At 68.7% G+C, this 16,316-nt stretch carries 15 protein-coding genes and 1 tRNA gene; 7 read left to right on the forward strand and 9 right to left on the reverse strand.

The window, feature by feature from the left end; genetic code table 11:
- The first annotated feature begins 71 nt into the window (after positions 1-71).
- The 3 genes from AC5Y4Z_RS17055 (at position 72) to AC5Y4Z_RS17065 (ending at position 3,033) form a co-directional block, all read left to right on the forward strand.
- The gene (locus tag AC5Y4Z_RS17055; protein ID WP_499965639.1) at positions 72-1,661 is read left to right on the forward strand and encodes an FAD-dependent monooxygenase; all 1,590 of its coding nucleotides are present in this window, start codon (positions 72-74) and stop codon (positions 1,659-1,661) included.
- Positions 1,662-1,775: 114 nt separating this feature from the next.
- Positions 1,776-2,315, forward strand: coding sequence for a DUF2510 domain-containing protein (locus AC5Y4Z_RS17060; RefSeq protein WP_499965640.1), 540 nt, complete (start codon positions 1,776-1,778; stop codon positions 2,313-2,315).
- 52 nt (positions 2,316-2,367) lie between these two features.
- Positions 2,368-3,033, forward strand: coding sequence for a DUF2510 domain-containing protein (locus AC5Y4Z_RS17065; protein WP_499965641.1), 666 nt, complete (start codon positions 2,368-2,370; stop codon positions 3,031-3,033).
- A 134-nt stretch (positions 3,034-3,167) separates the two neighbouring features.
- Here AC5Y4Z_RS17065 and AC5Y4Z_RS17070 read toward each other — a convergent pair whose 3' ends face one another.
- The 7 genes from AC5Y4Z_RS17070 to aceE all read right to left on the reverse strand — a co-directional run bounded on the left by AC5Y4Z_RS17070 (position 3,168) and on the right by aceE (position 12,946).
- Positions 3,168-4,589, reverse strand: a complete 1,422-nt coding sequence (locus AC5Y4Z_RS17070; protein WP_499965642.1) for an acyl-CoA carboxylase subunit beta — start codon at positions 4,587-4,589, stop codon at positions 3,168-3,170.
- Between the two features lie 41 nt (positions 4,590-4,630).
- Positions 4,631-5,893, reverse strand: a complete 1,263-nt coding sequence (gene kasB / locus AC5Y4Z_RS17075) for a 3-oxoacyl-ACP synthase KasB (RefSeq protein ID WP_499965643.1) — start codon at positions 5,891-5,893, stop codon at positions 4,631-4,633.
- Between the two features lie 80 nt (positions 5,894-5,973).
- On the reverse strand, positions 5,974-7,224 hold the full coding sequence (gene kasA, locus AC5Y4Z_RS17080; RefSeq protein ID WP_499965644.1) for a 3-oxoacyl-ACP synthase KasA: 1,251 nt from the start codon (positions 7,222-7,224) through the stop codon (positions 5,974-5,976).
- Complete coding sequence (gene acpM, locus AC5Y4Z_RS17085) at positions 7,221-7,568, reverse strand: meromycolate extension acyl carrier protein AcpM (RefSeq protein ID WP_066932760.1); 348 nt, start codon at positions 7,566-7,568, stop codon at positions 7,221-7,223. The genes kasA and acpM overlap by 4 nt, the downstream gene beginning before the upstream one ends.
- 81 nt (positions 7,569-7,649) lie before the next feature.
- Positions 7,650-8,558, reverse strand: coding sequence for an ACP S-malonyltransferase (locus AC5Y4Z_RS17090; RefSeq protein ID WP_499965645.1), 909 nt, complete (start codon positions 8,556-8,558; stop codon positions 7,650-7,652).
- A gap of 140 nt (positions 8,559-8,698) precedes the next feature.
- Positions 8,699-10,024 (reverse strand): PucR family transcriptional regulator, encoded by a 1,326-nt coding sequence (locus AC5Y4Z_RS17095; RefSeq protein ID WP_499965646.1) that lies wholly within the window; start codon positions 10,022-10,024, stop codon positions 8,699-8,701.
- Positions 10,025-10,156: 132 nt separating this feature from the next.
- On the reverse strand, positions 10,157-12,946 hold the full coding sequence (gene aceE, locus AC5Y4Z_RS17100) for a pyruvate dehydrogenase (acetyl-transferring), homodimeric type (protein WP_499965647.1): 2,790 nt from the start codon (positions 12,944-12,946) through the stop codon (positions 10,157-10,159).
- A gap of 128 nt (positions 12,947-13,074) precedes the next feature.
- Between aceE and AC5Y4Z_RS17105 the strand changes: the two genes are divergently transcribed.
- The 4 genes from AC5Y4Z_RS17105 (at position 13,075) to AC5Y4Z_RS17120 (ending at position 14,753) form a co-directional block, all read left to right on the forward strand.
- Positions 13,075-13,665, forward strand: coding sequence for an Rv2240c family protein (locus tag AC5Y4Z_RS17105; RefSeq protein WP_499965648.1), 591 nt, complete (start codon positions 13,075-13,077; stop codon positions 13,663-13,665).
- An 84-nt stretch (positions 13,666-13,749) separates the two neighbouring features.
- The gene (locus AC5Y4Z_RS17110) at positions 13,750-14,172 is read left to right on the forward strand and encodes a DUF3052 domain-containing protein (protein ID WP_499965649.1); all 423 of its coding nucleotides are present in this window, start codon (positions 13,750-13,752) and stop codon (positions 14,170-14,172) included.
- A complete protein-coding gene (locus AC5Y4Z_RS17115) occupies positions 14,172-14,633 on the forward strand; it encodes a peroxiredoxin (protein ID WP_499965650.1) in 462 nt (153 codons plus the stop codon). Before AC5Y4Z_RS17110 ends, AC5Y4Z_RS17115 begins: the two co-directional genes overlap by 1 nt.
- A gap of 48 nt (positions 14,634-14,681) precedes the next feature.
- A tRNA-Val gene (locus AC5Y4Z_RS17120) sits at positions 14,682-14,753 on the forward strand.
- Between the two features lie 63 nt (positions 14,754-14,816).
- On the opposite strand, the gene AC5Y4Z_RS17125 is transcribed toward AC5Y4Z_RS17120, so the two are convergent.
- Complete coding sequence (locus AC5Y4Z_RS17125) at positions 14,817-15,623, reverse strand: DJ-1/PfpI family protein (RefSeq protein WP_499965651.1); 807 nt, start codon at positions 15,621-15,623, stop codon at positions 14,817-14,819.
- A gap of 37 nt (positions 15,624-15,660) precedes the next feature.
- Positions 15,661-16,314 (reverse strand): adenosylcobinamide amidohydrolase, encoded by a 654-nt coding sequence (locus AC5Y4Z_RS17130; RefSeq protein WP_499965652.1) that lies wholly within the window; start codon positions 16,312-16,314, stop codon positions 15,661-15,663.
- Positions 16,315-16,316: the final 2 nt, after the last annotated feature.

The following is a 16,316-nucleotide window of genomic DNA, read 5'->3' on the forward strand; positions in this document are numbered from 1 at the left end:
CCTGCTGTGGGTGGGCGTGCCACAGTGGTTTTAGACGGAACTAGTTAGTTCCGTCTAAAACGGAGGCGGCGATGAGCATCGAGCGTGTCCCGGTCCTGATCGCCGGCGCGGGCGCGGGCGGCCTGGCCACCGCGGCGCTGCTGGCCAAGCACGGCGTGCGCTCGCTGCTAGTGGAAAGGCGCCGCGAGGTGTTCCTCTACCCGAAGGCCCGCAACATGAGCTTTCGCAGCCTGGAGATCCTGCGCGGTCTGGGCCTGGCCGACGAGGTCCACGCCGTCGCCGCCGGCGTTTCGGACATGCTCGCCAAGCCGACGCTGAACAGCGCCGAGCAATCCCGGGCGTTCGACGTCGCGGCGATCTTCGCGCCGTTCGACGGGCTGAGCCCCGAGCCGTCCGGGCAGTACTGCCCGCAGAGCGCGCTCGAGCCGATCCTGCTCGCCCACATTCGCGCGCACGGCGGCGAGGTGCGCTACGGGACCGAGCTGTGTTCCTTCGAGTCGGGCGACACCGGCGTCGAAGCCGTTGTGCGGGATTCGGGGGCGTTGAGCACGGTGCGCGCCGACTACCTGGTGGCTGCCGACGGCGTGCACAGCCCGATCCGCGACGCGCTGGGCGTCACGACCTCGGGCTACGGGGCGCTGCCGATCTATGTCGTGTTCGTCTACTTCCGGGCGCCCTGGCGAAAGTTCGTGCCCGAGTTGGGAGATGGCGACGCGGTGCAGGTCAGGAATGCCGACGTGGACGGTATCTTCCTGCCGGTGCGCGACGACTTCGGGATGTTCATCACCACCTACTTCCCCGGCGAAGGCGAGTCCGCCGAGGCGTTCACCGCGCAGCGTTGCCGCGAGCTGATCGTCAAGGCCGTCGGGGAGCCGATCGACGTGGAGGTCGTCGACGTCGCGCCGTGGCAGCCCAACGAGCGGGTGGCCGACCAATTCCGAAGCGGCCGAGTGTTTCTCGTCGGCGACTCCGCCCACACCATGCCGCCGTTCAAGGCCGGCGGCGCCAACACCGCCATTCAGAGCGCGCACAACCTGGCCTGGAAACTGGCGTTCGTCCTGGCTGGTGACGCCGATCCCGCGCTCCTGGACAGCTACCACGCCGAACGTCACCCGGTCGGCAAATTCGCTGCCCGGCAGTCACTTACCGGCCCGAGCATCGAGTTGCTTCGGCTGAGCGACGACCGGCCGAAGTTGCCGGCCGACGAAGAGTGCTCGATGTTTTCCTTGCTCATCGGTTACCGGTACGGCTCGGACGGACTTGAGCTGGTCGACGAGCTGCGCGGGCAGACCGGAACCCGCGTCCCGCACGTGTGGGTGCGCGACGGCGTTTCGACGCTCGATCTGCTCGGCCCCGGGTTCACCGTCCTGACCGGCGACGAGCGGTGGTGTGCCGCCGCGGCCGGGGTGTCGGTCGAGGCGCATTGCGTGCGCGGCGCTGCCTGGGCGGCCGCGACCGGGCTCGCCGCCGGCGGGGCGCTGCTGGTGCGCCCCGACGACTTCGTCGGCTGGCGCGCCGAAGAGCTGCCGAGCGACCCCAAAAGTGAACTGCGCCAGGCGCTTAAGCGAATTCTGGGTAGGCCGCGAGCCCAACCACACTGCGCAATTTGGCGCGATTTTTCGCAGTGCGGTTCGGCTCGCGGTGAGAACTACAGCCGGTAGCAACGCGGCGAGTCATCGCGGAGCCGCCGGCTTGCCCGGCAAACCGCCCCGCGCGCCAGGTTTATGACTACGCCAGTCCTTGCCGGGCCCGAGAACGACGAGGATGATCGGTTTATGGGGACGCCCGCCAAGCCGGGCTGGTACGACGATCCAGTCGACTCGAACGCCCAGCGTTACTGGGACGGCCAGGGCTGGACCCCACACCGTCAGCGCAAGCCCCCACCTGATCTGCCGCCCCCGCCCCCGCCGGATCAACAACAGCAGGCGCCACCGCCCGATCAGGCGCCGAACGGCGGTCCGGCGCAACGATCTCGGGCTGCGGCCAAGATCGTGGCGATCATCGGTGCGGTCGCCGCATTGGCGATAGCCGGTGTGCTGGTGGCGCACAAGTTCATCGCCAGCCACCAACCCGCATCGCCCAGCGGTGGACCCGGCCCGGCCTCTCAGTCCCCTCGATCGCCCGGCGGCGGGCACAGCCCGGCCTATCAGGACGGGTATCAGGACGGGCAAGAATTTGCGAAATCCCCCGGCGGCCTGGCGGGCCCCCAACCGTACTGCGGGGCGTCTTCGGTCGCCCAGGGTGAAGGCGATCCGCAGGATACCCAGGACTGGGAGCAGGGCTGTCTCGACGGCTACGCCAACGGCAAACGATGAAGGCGGGATGGTTCGTCCTGCCGGCGACATCGTTCGGAGAAAGACGAAGATCATGACGACACCCACGCAGCCCGGCTGGTACGACGACCCGGGGGACTCGAAGGCGCAACGCTATTGGGACGGCCAAGACTGGACACCACACCGCCGGCGAATGAATACGACTGCGGGACAGCGCGACCCCGCGCCTCCGGCATCGCCGCCGCCGCCGCAGCTGCCGCCGCCGACGTTGCCACCGCCGCCGCCTGCCGCCGGAACGACCCCTCGGGATCAGTCTCGATCCCACGCGTCCCGGCAACGCAAGATCCTCTTTGCCGTTGCGGGGATAGCGGTGATCGTGTGCCTCTTCGCGTTCGGTGCCAACCAGTTCCGCTCCGCGGGACCCCAGACGTCCTCCGCGCCCGGGGGAACCCAGACGTCGTCCGCGCCCGGGTCCGTCGGATCGGCGTCCCCCGGTGTCGACAAGTCCTCTCAATCCTACCGAATGGGCCTGAAAAGCGGCACGAACGGCTACGCGGAGGAACGTGCGTTCGGGGCCGTATATCTCGGTGGCAGCCTCCCGCCGATGCAGTACAAAGACGCGTGCAAGCAAAGTTTCAACCTAGACAACGGCGGAAACCTCCCCGTTGTCGAACAGGATTACATGGCGGGCTGCCTCGACGGCCTCAATCACCAGTCGGCGGAGTGGACCAAGCAACGATCCGCGCCACGCCAACCTTGACCCAGAACGCGCCAAGCCCTGACGCGGACCTTGTACCAGCCGCGAGCCCAACCACACTGCGAAATTTGCCGCGATTTTTCGCAGTGCGGTTCGGCTCGCGGTGAAAGGGGGCGCCAGGGGAGGCGCGCTGTGACCTACAGCGGGATGTTCTTGTGGCGGCCGCGACGGGCGGGCGCCTGCGCCAGCGCCTCGGTGAGCTTGCTGCGCGTGTGCGCCGGGTCGATCTTCTCGTCGACCACACCGATCTCGATGGCGCTGTCCACGCCGCCGGCGATCCGCTCGTGCTCGGCGGCCAACTCGTCGTGCAGCGCCTCGCGCTCGTCCTCGGGCGCGGCGGCCAGCTTCTTCTTGTGCAGGATGCCGACGGCGGCCTTGGCGCCCATCACCGCGACCTCCGCGTCCGGCCACGCGAACACCTTGGTGGCGTTCAGCGAGCGCGAGTTCATCGCAATGTAGGCCCCGCCGTAGGTCTTTCGGGTGACCAGGGTGACCCTGGGGACGGTGGCCTCACCGAACGCGTGCAGCAGCTTGGCGCCGCGGCGCACCACGCCGCCCCACTCCTGGTCGACGCCCGGCAGGTAGCCCGGCACGTCGACGATTACGATCAGCGGGATCCCGAACGCGTCGCACAGCCGCACGAAACGTGCTGCCTTCTCGGCGCTTTCGGAGTTCAGGCAGCCGCCCAGGCGCAGCGGGTTGTTGGCCAGCACGCCGACGGTGCGACCGGACAGCCGGCCCAGCCCGACCACCATCGACGGCGCCCAGTTGGCCTGGAACTCGTCGAACGGTGTGTCCGAGTCCAGCAGCGCGGTCACGATCGGGTGCACGTCGTAGGCCCGCCGCGCCGACTCGGGCAGCAGCGCGTGGATGTCGGTGTCGCCGGCCTCGGCCTTGCTGCGGTCGAAATGCCCTTGCTGGCAGAACAATCCGACCAGCCGGCGGCCGCGCTCGTAGGCGTCGAGCTCGTCGTCGGCGACGATGTGGCACACCCCGGACTTCTTGTGGTGGGTCTCCGGACCGCCGAGCGACGCCATGTCGACGTCCTCGCCGGTGACGCTGCGCACCACGTCGGGCCCGGTGACGAACACCCGGCTCTCCGGCGCCATGACGACGACGTCGGTCAGCGCGGGCCCGTATGCGGCGCCGCCGGCGGCGAAGCCGACGACCACGGAAACCTGTGGGATGTAACCGGATGCGCGGATCATCGCCTCGAACACCAAACCGACCGCGTGCAGCGCCCGCACCCCCTCGGCCAGCCGGGCGCCGCCCGAGTGCCAGATGCCCACGATCGGGCTCTGCTCCTCGATGGCGGTGTCGTAGGCGTCGACGATGTGTGTGCAGCCCTCGATGCCCATGGCCCCGCCCATCACGGTCCCGTCCGTGCAGAACGCGATGGTGCGCAGCCCGTTGACGGTGCCGGCGGCCGCGAGCACCCCGGAGCGGTCACGCTCGTGCAGCAGCTCCACGCTGCCCTCGTCGAAGAAATTGCTCAGGCGCAACAACGGGTCGCGAGGGTCGAGCGACTCGCCAACCGACGCGGGGGCCATGATCGTCATCGCAAATCTCCTGTTCCGAGGGTCCCGAGTTGTGGTGCGGGTCAGTACCGTCCAAAGGCGAGTGCGACGTTGTGCCCGCCGAATCCGAACGAGTTGTTGATCGCGTACCGGTAGTCACCGGACCGCGGCTTGCCCGCCACCACGTCCAAATCGATTTCCGGATCGAGGTTTTCCAGGTTCAGTGTCGGCGGGATGACCTGGTCGCGCAACGCGAGCACGGTCAGGATCGACTCCACCGCACCGACCGCACCCACCGAGTGGCCCAGCGCCGCCTTGGGCGCGTACACCGCCGGCTTGTGGCCGCCCAGCGCGTTGTTGATGGCCCGGCCCTCGGCCACGTCACCGACCGAGGTTCCGGTGGCGTGGGCATTGATGTGGTCGATGTCGCCCGGGGTCAGGCCCGCGAGCTGGATCGCCCGGCTCATCGCATGCCCGGCGCGCTCGCCGTTGGGGTCCGGAGCCACCATGTGGTAGCCGTCGGAGGTGATGCTCGCCCCCATCAGCCGGGCCAGGATGGTGGCCCCGCGCGCCTTGGCGTGCTCCTCGGTCTCGATGACCATGAGCGCGCCGGCCTCGCCGAACACGAACCCGCTGCGGTCCTTGTCGAACGGGCGACAGGCCCCCTCGGGGTCGTCGTTCTTGGTGGACATCACGATGCGCATCTGGGCGAACGCCGCGATCGGCACCGCCTCGATCTTGGTCTCCACCCCACCGCAGATCGCGATGTCGGCCTCGCCGAACACGATGTTGCGCCACGCCTGGGCGATGCCCTCGGAGCCCGACGCGCACGCCGACACCGGCGTGATGACACCGGCCTTGGCGTGCCGCTCCAGCCCCACCGCCGCCGCGGCGCCGTTGGGCATGTACTTCTGCACGCCCAGCGGCGAGACCGCCTTCATGCCACGAGCGCGCATGTCGTCGTAGCTGAAGACCATCTCCTCCGAGGAGCCCATCCCGGTGCCGATGGACACCATCAGCCGGTCGGTGTCGACCTCGGGGGAGCCCGCGTTCTCCCACACCCGCCGGCTCAAGACGGTGGACATCTTTTGCAGGTAGCCCATCCGGCGCAGCTCGATGCGAGTGAGCTGACTGTCGAACTCCTCCAACAGGTGCCCCCCGATGCGCACCGGCAGGTCGAACTCCTCGACGAACGGGTCGTCGAGCTTGCGGATCCCACTTCGGCTGTCGAGCAACAACTTCCAGGTGCCCTCGACATCAGTGGCCAGTGCGGTCGTCATGGCAACACCGGTGACAACCACATTCGGGAGCGCTTTCCCGGTAACCAGCTCAGGCGATGTCGTCATTGGTCTAACGAAATTTCCTTCCGTGTTGTCCGGTTCCCCCCGGGCCGTTTGCGGGCCCGCACCGTCGCCGGACGCAGTGCTTAGTAACGCCCGAACGCGAGGGCCACGTTGTGGCCGCCGAATCCGAACGAGTTGTTGATCGCGTAACGGAATTCGCCGTAGCGAGGTTCGCCCGCGACCACATCAAGGTCGATCTCGGGATCGGGGGTCTCGTAGTTCAAGGTGGGCGGTATGACGCCGTCCCGAAGGGTCAATACCGTCAAAACGGATTCCAGCGCGCCGACCGCGCCGATCGAGTGGCCCAGCGCCGACTTCGGCGCATAGATCGCCGCCCGCTCGCAGCCGGCGACCCGGATGGCATTGGCCTCCGCGGTGTCACCGATCGGCGTCGCCGTCCCGTGCGCGTTGACGTGGTCAATGTCCTTGGCGGACAAGCCCGCCAGCTCCAGCGACCGCGTCATCGCCCGGCCGGCGCGCACGCCGTCCGCCGCGGGCGCCACCATGTGGAAGGCGTCCGAGGTGATGCCGGCACCCATCAACCGGGCCAGCGGCTTGGCGCCGCGGGCCTTGGCGTGCTCCTCGGTCTCGATGAGCATCAGCGCCCCGGCCTCGCCGAACACGAAGCCGTCGCGGTCCTTGTCGAACGGGCGCGAGGCACGCTCGGGCTCGTCGTTGCGGGTCGACATGGCGCGCATCATCGAGAACGCCGCGATCGGCAGCGCCTCGATGGGCCCCTCGACGCCGCCGCACACGGCGACGTCGGCGTCACCCATGACGATCTGGCGCCACGCGTGGGCGATGGCCTCCGAGCCCGACGAGCAGGCCGACACCGGCGTCATCACGCCCGCGCGGGCCCCCAGCTGGAGCCCGACGGTGGCCGCGGCGCCGTTGGGCATGATCATCTGAACGGCCAGCGGCGACACCTTGCGGGGGCCGCCCTCGTTCATCAGGTCATAGCTCTCGACGATCCGCTCGGCGCCACCCAGCCCGGTGCCGACCACGACCGTGAAGCGGTCGGGATCGACCTCCGGGCTGCCCGCGTTCTCCCACAGGTGGCCGGACAGCAGCTTGCCCATCCGCTGGACGTAGGACATGCGTCGCAGGTCCAGCCGGCCCATGTGGTTGTCGACGGGCTCCTTGAGGTGTCCGCCGATCTTGACGGGCAGGTCCCACTTGGTGACGAATTCGTCTTCGAGGACGTGGATGCCGCTCTCTCCGGCCAACAAACCCTTCCACGTGCTCTCGATGTCCGGCGCGATCGAGGTCGTCGCCGTGACGGCGGTTACCACAACGCTGGGGTAACCGCCATTAGCAGTGGAAGGCTTGGTCACTTGCTGTCCGCCTCCAGCCGCGCCTTGACGTTCGCGACGGCCTCGGGGTTCTCGGTCTCCAGCTTGGCGCGCAGCGCCTCGGCAGCCTCGGGGTTCTCTTCCTCGAGCTTCTGGATGTAGGCGACGACGTCACCGACGGTGCGCAGGCCGGCGAGGTCCTCGTCGGGGATCTTCACGCCGTACTTGTCCTCGGTCTGCACCGCGATCTCGACCATCGACAGCGAGTCGATGTCCAGGTCGTCGACGAACGACTTCTCCGGGGTGACCTCGGAGGGCTCGATACCGGTCACCTCTTCGATGATCTCGGCGATACCGGCAATGATTTCTTCCTGAGTGACGGCCACAGCCTATTCCCTTCGTAATGTGTTGTGTGCAAATCGGATTGACGTTTGCAGTTGTTATTGTCCTGGCGAAAGCCGGCTCTCTCAGAGGTTGGCCAACTCGTCCAGATCTGCGGGTGACTTCACGGCACGGGCCGTAACCCCCCGAAGTTCGCGCTTGGCGATACCGGTGAGCGTCCCCGCCGGGGGGAACTCCACGATCGCCGTCACGTTGCGCTCACGCAGCGTCTCGGTGCACAGGTCCCAGCGCACCGGCTGGGTGAGCTGAGCGACCAGCGTGTCCATCGCGGCCGCGGCCGAGGCGACGGGCTTGCCGTCGCGGTTGGACAGCAGCGTGGCGGTGGGCTCGGCGGTCTCGACGGCCGCCGCGGCCGCGGCGTAGCCGTCCAGGGCCGGAGCCATGTACTTGGTGTGGAACGCCCCGGCCACGCCGAGCGCGCGCACCCGCGCCTTGGCCGGCGGGTCCTCGGCGAGCTTCTCCAGCGCTGCCAGCGGGCCGGCGGCCACGATCTGGCCGGGCGCGTTGCGGTTGGCGGGGAACAGCTCGAGCTCCTCGAGGCGGCTCAGCACCTCGGCCTCGTCGCCGCCGAGCACCGCCGACATGCCGGTCGGCTCGATGGCGCAGGCCTTGGCCATTTCGGCGCCGCGGGTCGCGGCCAGCGCGACGGCGTCGTCGGCGGCCAGCACGCCGGCGATCGCGTAGGCCGCGATCTCCCCGACGGAGTGACCCGCAACGATCAGTTCCGCGTTGTTGACGACGCCGCGCTTGCTCATCTCCTGGTGCGCCAGCAGCGTGGTGGCGACGACGAGCGGCTGCGTCACCGCGGTGTCGGTGATTTCCTCGGTCGACGCGGTGGTCCCCAGCCGCACCAGGTCCAGGCCGCTGGCCTTGGACCACAGGGTCAGCTGGTCGGCCGCCCCTGGCAGCTCCAGCCACGGCGACAGCATCCCCTCCGTCTGCGAACCCTGTCCGGGCGCAAGCAATGCGATCACGTGTCTAAGAGAACACTGTGGAAACGGTTTTGGCGGGTGTAACAGATTATGAACCTCGTCTTAGCTTTTTGTGTACACCCTACAAAACGGCTCGGTAAGCTACAGTTTTGATACCGGGCCGCGATCTGTCGCTTAAATCACTATCGCTCGGAGGCACCCGCAATACCGCTTCTGACCGGCAGGGGAGCCGGTGCCACGGTCCCGGCGGCGACGCCGGGCGGCTGGGCCGGATAGTTGAGCTGCCCGACCGTCGAGGCCACACGCAGCACATATGCGTCGCGGGGCTGAGTGGGATCACGCCCGGTGAAGTCGGTGATGCGCTTGAGTCGGTAGCGCACCGTGTTTGGATGAACGAACAACTTTCTGGCACAGGCCTCAATGGCGCCGCCACAATCCAGGTACGCGTCGAGCGTCTCGATCAGCGTCGGGCCGGCGTCGGCCAGCGGCCCCATCACGTCGGTGTGCAACGCGACGATCGCCGACGCGTCCCCCATCAGGGCCCGCTCGGGCAGCAATTCCCGGGCCAGCACCGGCCGCGGCGCGCCCCGCCAGCCTGCGACGGCGTTCATCCCGGAGATGGCCTCGCTGGCGCTGTGGTAGGCCGCGGTCAGCATCGGCGCCGTGGGCCCGATGACCACCGGGCCATCGGAGAACGCCTGCAACAGGTCGCCGAGGAATTTGTCAGTTGGCGACAGTTGGCCGGACACGATCGCGACCAGCCAGGTGCCGTGCACGTCGGTCAGCGCCGCCCGCACGTGGTTGGCGGCGATGTCGCGGACATGCTGGCTGGCCCGCTGGCTGTCCTCGGGACCGATCGAACCGTCGCGCCCGGGCGCCGGGATGCCGACCACCACGGTCGCCGGCGCGGTGGTGTCCCAGTTCAGCGCCGCGGCCCGGGACAGCAGCTCGGGGCCGGTGTCGCCGCGCACCACGGCGTCGACCACGCTGGCCTCCATCCGGCTGTCCCAGGTGCCGCGGGCCTCGGCCGCGTTCGCGTAGGCCGAGGCGGCGGCGAACGCCAGGTCGCGGCTGTACTTCAAGATCCCCACGGTGAGCGCGGTCAGCTGCTCCTCGGAGCGCGCCAGCAGCGGCACCACCTCCTCGAAGAACTCCATGGTGACCCGCACCATGTCCACGCTGTGGCGCAGCGCGATGCGCCGGGTCAGGTCCTGGGGAAAGAGCTCGAAGGCCTGGGCGGTGTGGCTGACGTTGCTGTGTGGGTCGTGCATCCACTCGACGAAGTTGACGACGGCGGTCTGCACGACGAGCGCCACGCTGGCCCGCTGGGAGGCCTCCAGGTCGGCGAAGAACGGCAACCGCTCCTGCATGGCCGTCACCGCCTCGGTGGCCAGCCGGCCGGAGTACTGCTTCAGCCTGCGCAGCAACGATTCGGGGACGCTGTCCAGCTGCTCGAGCGGCGACCGGGGATGCTTGGCGAACGGCCCGGCGAACGCGTTGTCATTCACCCCTAAAAGCTACGCGAGATTTCTGGAACTTTCCGCCAAGACGGGCGCTCGGCGAGCGTGCGGCTGTCCGCACGTTCGAGCCCCAGGGTGCGGCTGGCCGCACGCTCGGCGGGGAGGGGCGGGGGTAAGAGGTCAGGCCACGCCGGGGTCGGAGGTCTGTTCCGGCGCGGCCAGCACGTCGTCGATCCGGTACTGGCGTGCGGCGGCGACCGGCACCGACGGGTCGATCTCGCCGTCGCGGGCCAGCGCCTCGAGCACCGCGACCACCTGAGACTCGGCGTCGGTGTTGAAGTACCGCCGGGCGGCGGGCCGGGTGTCGGAGAAGCCGAACCCGTCGGTGCCCAGCGTGACGAAGGTGCCCGGCACCCACGGCCGGATCTGCTCGGGCACGGCGCGCATCCAGTCCGACACGGCCACCACCGGGCCGCCGGCGTCCGCGAGCACCCGGGTCACGTACGGGGTGCCGGCCGGCTGGTCGGGGTGGCGCAGCCGCGCCCGCTCGACGTCGACGCCGTCGCGGTTCAGCTCGCCCCAGCTGGTCACCGACCACACGTCGGCGGCGACATCCCACTCGGCCGCCAGCATCTCGGCCGCCTGCAGCGCCGAGGGCATGGCGACCCCGGACGCCAGCAGCTGCGCCTGGTTGGTGCGCTGTTCGGTGGCGGCGCGGTAGCGGTAGATGCCGCGCAGCACGCCCTCGGGGTCGAAGTTGTCCGGCTCGGGCGGCTGCACGTACGGCTCGTTGTAGATGGTGATGTAGAAGAACACGTTCTCGGGGTTCTCCCCGAACATCCGCGCCAGCCCGCTCTCCACGATGTAGGCGATCTCGAAGGCGAACGCCGGGTCGTAGGACACCACCGCCGGGTTGGCGGCGGCCAGTAGCAGCGAGTGGCCGTCGGCGTGCTGCAGGCCCTCGCCGGTCAGCGTGGTGCGCCCGGCGGTCGCGCCGAGCAAAAAGCCGCGCGCCATCTGGTCCGCGGCGGCCCACAGGCCGTCGCCGGTGCGCTGGAACCCGAACATCGAATAGAAGATGTAGATCGGGACCATCGGCTCGTTGTGCGTGGCATAGGAGGTGCCGACGGCGGTGAAGCAGGCCGTCGAGCCGGCTTCGTTGATGCCCTCGTGCAGGATGTGCCCGACTTCGCTTTCCTTGTACGCCAACATCAGCTCGGCGTCGACCGACGTGTAGAGCTGACCGTTGCGGTTGTAGATCTTCAGCGACGGGAACCACGAGTCCATCCCGAAGGTGCGTGCCTCGTCGGGAATGATCGGTACGATGCGGTTCCCAAATTCCTTGTTGCGCAATATCTCCCGGAAAGTGCGCACGGTAGCCATCGTGGTGGCGACCTCCTGGTTTCCCGAGCCTTTCTTCAGCGCGGCGTAGGTGTCGCGGCCGGGCAACGCCAGGGCCTTGGTCTTCGTCCGGCGTTCGGGGACGAAGCCGCCCAGTGCGCGGCGCCGGTCGAGCAGGTAGCGGATTTCGGGCGCGTCGGGGCCGGGGTGGTAATAGGGCGGAAGGTAGGGGTCCTCCTCCAGCTGGCTGTCGCTGATCGGGATCCGGATGGCATCGCGGAACCACTTGAGGTCTTCCAACGCAAGTTTCTTCATCTGATGGGTGGCGTTGCGGCCCTGGAAGTGCGCGCCCAGCGAGTAGCCCTTGATCGTCTTGGCCAGGATCACCGTCGGCTGTCCCTTGTGCTCGACGGCGGCGCGGTAGGCGGCGTAGACCTTGCGATAGTCGTGCCCGCCGCGCTTGAGGTTCCAGATCTCGGAGTCGGTCATGTGCTCGACGAGCGCCTTGGTGCGCGGGTCGCGGCCGAAGAAGTGGTCGCGCACGTAGGCGCCGTCGTTGGCCTTATAGGTCTGGTAGTCGCCGTCCGGGGTGGCGTTCATCAGGTTGACGAGCGCGCCGTCCTTGTCCGCGTGCAGCAGGGCGTCCCACTCGCGCCCCCAGACCACCTTGATGACGTTCCAGCCGGCGCCCCGGAAGAAGGACTCCAGCTCCTGGATGATCTTGCCGTTGCCGCGCACCGGGCCGTCGAGGCGCTGCAGGTTGCAGTTGATCACGAAGGTGAGGTTGTCCAGGCCGTCCAGGGCGCCTATGTGCAGCAGTCCGCGGCTTTCGGGTTCGTCCATCTCACCGTCGCCCAGGAAGCACCACACGTGCTGGTCGGAGGTGTCCTTGATGCCGCGGTCGTGCAGGTAGTGGTTGAACCGGGCCTGATAAATGGCGTTCATCGGGCCCAGGCCCATCGATACGGTCGGGAACTCCCAGAAGTCGGGCATCAGCCGCGGGTGCGGGTAGGAGGGCAGCCCGCCGCCGGCGTGGCTGTGCTCTTGGCGGAACCCGTCGAGCCGGTCGGCGGTCAGCCGCCCCTCGAGGAAGGCGCGGGCGTAGATGCCGGGGGAGGCGTGGCCCTGGATGAAGACCTGGTCGCCGCCGCCGGGGTGCGACTTGCCGCGGAAGAAGTGGTTGAACCCGACCTCGTAGAGCGCCGCCGACGACGCGTAGGTCGAAATGTGGCCGCCCACCCCGATTCCCGGGCGCTGGGCGCGGTGCACCATGATCGCGGCGTTCCACCTGATCCACGCCCGGAAGCGGCGCTCGACGTCCTCGTCGCCGGGAAACCACGGTTCGAGCTCGGTGGGGATGGTGTTGACGTAGTCGGTCGACGTCAGCGCCGGGATGGACACGCGCTGCTCGCCGGCGCGCTCCAGCAGCCGCAGCATCAGGTAGCGGGCCCGCGCCGGGCCGGAGCGCTCCAGCAGTTCGTCGAAGGACTCCAGCCACTCCGAGGTCTCGTCGGGGTCGATGTCGGGAAGATAGGACGCCACACCTTCGCGGATCACCCGAACCCGGTCGGGTTCGCTTGCGCTGCTTGGGGTTTTGGCCAGATCGTGGCGCGCGAACTCGGTGGTCAACTTCCGCTCCTGTACTCGGCGGTGAAACGGCGTGCGTCCTGTCCTTCTATCGTGCCGCACCGGCGTTTCGGGTGGGTACTCGGTGCGTCCCGGGGGGCCGGCAATGGGCACCCGGTAACGTCAGCAACGTGCTCATCGGATGGCGTGCCGTCCCGCGCAGGCACCTGGGGGACATCCCCCGGCGAGGCGCGCTGGCGCTCGGCTGTGTCGCTGCGGTGGTCATGGGAATCGTGGGGTGTACCTCGGTCACCAACGGCACGGCCACGCCCGATACCAAGGTCGCCCCGGCCTACCGGCAGTCGGTGTCCGCGTCGGTGTCGGCCTCGTCGGCGACGTCGCGCGTCAAGGAGTCACAGCGCCAACAGTCCCTGACCACCCGCGCGGTGCGCACCTCCTGCGACACGCTGGCAACCTCCAGCAAGGACGCGATCGACAAGGTGAACGCCTACGTCACGGCGTTCAACGGCGGCCGCAACACCGGACCGGCCGAGGGCCCGGCGATCGGCGCACTCAACGACAGCGCCACCACGGTGTCCAACAGCTTCAACGACGCGCTGTCGCAGCAGCTGAAGGACGCTTTCAACGCCTACATAGACGCGGCGCGGGGGGTGGCCAACGCCATCGGCACGCACGCGTCGATCCCGGAGTTCAACCGGCGTGTCGACCAGCTCAACGACACCAAGACGAAGGCGCTGAAACTCTGCCTGGCATCCTTCTGAGACCGCATGGGTATGGACCGCGTTGTCGCTATGCGACGATAATTCTCATCGCACGGCGCGCGGATGGATTAAGGAGGCTCCACGGTGGTCGCGGCGGATGACGCCCCGAGCTACGCTCGCAAACTGGGCATCCAACCCGACCAAGTCGTCCAGGAGTGGGGCTGGGACGAGGACACCGACGACGACATCCGCGCAGCGGTCGAGGAGGCCTGCGGCAGCGAGCTGCTCGACGAGGACAGCGACGAGGTGACCGACGTCGTGCTGCTGTGGTGGCGCGACGGGGACGGCGACCTGGTGGACACCCTGATGGACGCGATCAGCCCGCTGGCCGAGGACGGCGTCATCTGGGTGCTGACCCCCAAGACCGGCAAGCCCGGTCACGTGCTGCCCGCCGAGATCGCCGAGGCGGCCCCCACCGCGGGCCTGATGCCGACGTCGTCGGTCAACCTGGGCAACTGGAGTGGCAGCAGGCTGGTGCAGCCCAAGTCCCGGGCCGGGAAGCGTTGATGCTGCCCGTCGGCACCGCCGCCCCCGACTTCACATTGCGCGACCAAAATCAGCAGCCCGTCACGCTGAGCTCGTTTCACGGCGCCAAGAACGTGCTGCTGGTGTTCTTCCCGCTGGCGTTCACCGGGATCTGCCAGGGCGAGCTGGACCAGCTGCGCGACCACCTGCCCGAGTTCGAGAACGACGACAGCGTGGCGCTGGCGATCTCGGTGGGCCCGCCGCCGACGCACAAGATCTGGGCCCTCGAGAGCGGGTTCACGTTCCCGGTGCTGTCGGATTTCTGGCCGCACGGCGTGGTCAGCCAGGCCTACGGCGTGTTCAACTCCGACGCCGGATATCCCAACCGCGGGACTTTCGTTATCGACCGGTCGGGGGTCATTCGGTTCGCCGAAATGAAACAGCCCGGCGAGGCCCGCGACCAGGGGCTGTGGACCGAGGCGCTGGCGGCGCTGAAGACTTAGATTTTTTGGGTGCTTCGTCTTACGGCGTGTAGCCTCGGCGGGGTTTTAGGGCGCGTAGCTCAGTGGTAGAGCTCTGGTTTTACACACCAGCGGTCGGCGGTTCGATACCGTCCGCGCCCACTCTTTCGCCGGCTCGCAGGCGTAACGCCAGGGCGACTTTGAGCCCTGGGTTTCGCCCTGCCGTTACGCCCGCGATCCCCGGAAGCCGCGGACCTTTCTGACGAAGGCCGCCCCGAAAGCCTTGGCCGAGTAGGGGTCCTGGCCGGTGATCAGTTCGCGATCCTCGACCACCTTGCTGCCCATCGGCAGGATCGTCTGTGCCACCTTGGCGCCGCGAGACTTCAACAGTTCGGTCGGGTCGTCTTTGAGACGTCCTTTGAAACGGCGCACCAACGGCACCGTGGACAACATCGTGTCCACGCCGGTCTTGAAGCACGTCATGCGGTAGCCCTCGTAGGTCCAGCGGCCCTCGATGGTGGGAGCCGCCGCGAGTGCGGCCGGGGCGTGACAGATCAGCCCGGTGGGCCGTCGGGCGTCGTGGAAGTAGCGGACCAGCGCGCCGAAGTCGTCGTTGAGGGAGTCGTCGGCAAACGCGTCGCGGTGCAGCAGGTCGACCAGGGGCGCGTGACCGCCGGGCACGAACATCGCGTGGAACCCGTCCAGGCGCCGGGTGTCATGGCTGATTTCTTCGAGTTTGGCCGGTGTCGCGAGACCGAGTTCGAGGAGCTCGCGATAGCTGCTCAGGGAGGCGTCGCGCTTTTTCCGTGAGCCCGCGAAGTACATCAGGCTGCACGAGGCGCCGTCGATGGTGGGAATCCTGGCGCCCGGTGTGGCGAACGCCAGCTCAAACCCGGCCTCCCGCATTGCGTCGGTCGGTTCGACCAGCTCACCCAGATAGGTGCCGGTCAGCTCGCTGCGGCCTTCCCGGAGGGGAATCCGGTCGGCCGCGGACACCACCACGAGCACGCGCGGCCCCGTCGTCGTCGGCATGTTGTCAGCGATACCCCCACCGCGCCGTGACAACCGCTTACGGTCGCGGCTCAGCGATCCAGGACCGGGCGCCGGCCAGCACGGCGGCGTGTACGGCCCGCGCGATGCGGGCGCCGAACGCCGAGCGCGGACCGCCGAAAACCTCCGCGGCCCCGTCCGTCGGGCAGTGCACGACGACCGCGTCCGACGCGGTCCCGGTCGCTTGTATCCCGGCCTCGTGCAGCGCCTGCGCCTTCGCCTCGGTCGCGGTGGCCACGGCGTTGACCAGCGCCGCCGGCGACAGCCGCACCGGCACCGCGACCACGATGTTGATCGTCCCGACCCGGTACGGCGCCTCGCGGCGGAAGTCGTGGTCGGGCGCGGACGCCCAGGCCGGGCTGGACAGGCCGACGGTGGCGGCGGCGTGCACGCCGGCGTCCGCGGCGACGTGGTGGCGGGTCACGTCGACCGCGGTGAGCAGCCCGCAGCCGGTGCCGACGAGCCCGAGCGCGGCACCGATCTCGGTCAGGTGGCGCTCGGGGTCGGTCCGGTCGTAGTCGAGGGGGACCGTCGCGTTGACCAACCAGTCGCGCGGGCCGATGCCGCCGCCGAGCGGGCCCGACGAGATGCACAGCCGGGGTTCGGCGAATTCCCAGACGAGGAGGGGGACCTGTCGAGCTTGTTCGACCCGCGCGGTCAGCCTGGGATGCACGA

The sequence above is a fragment of the Mycobacterium sp. NGS63 genome (assembly GCF_059812295.1).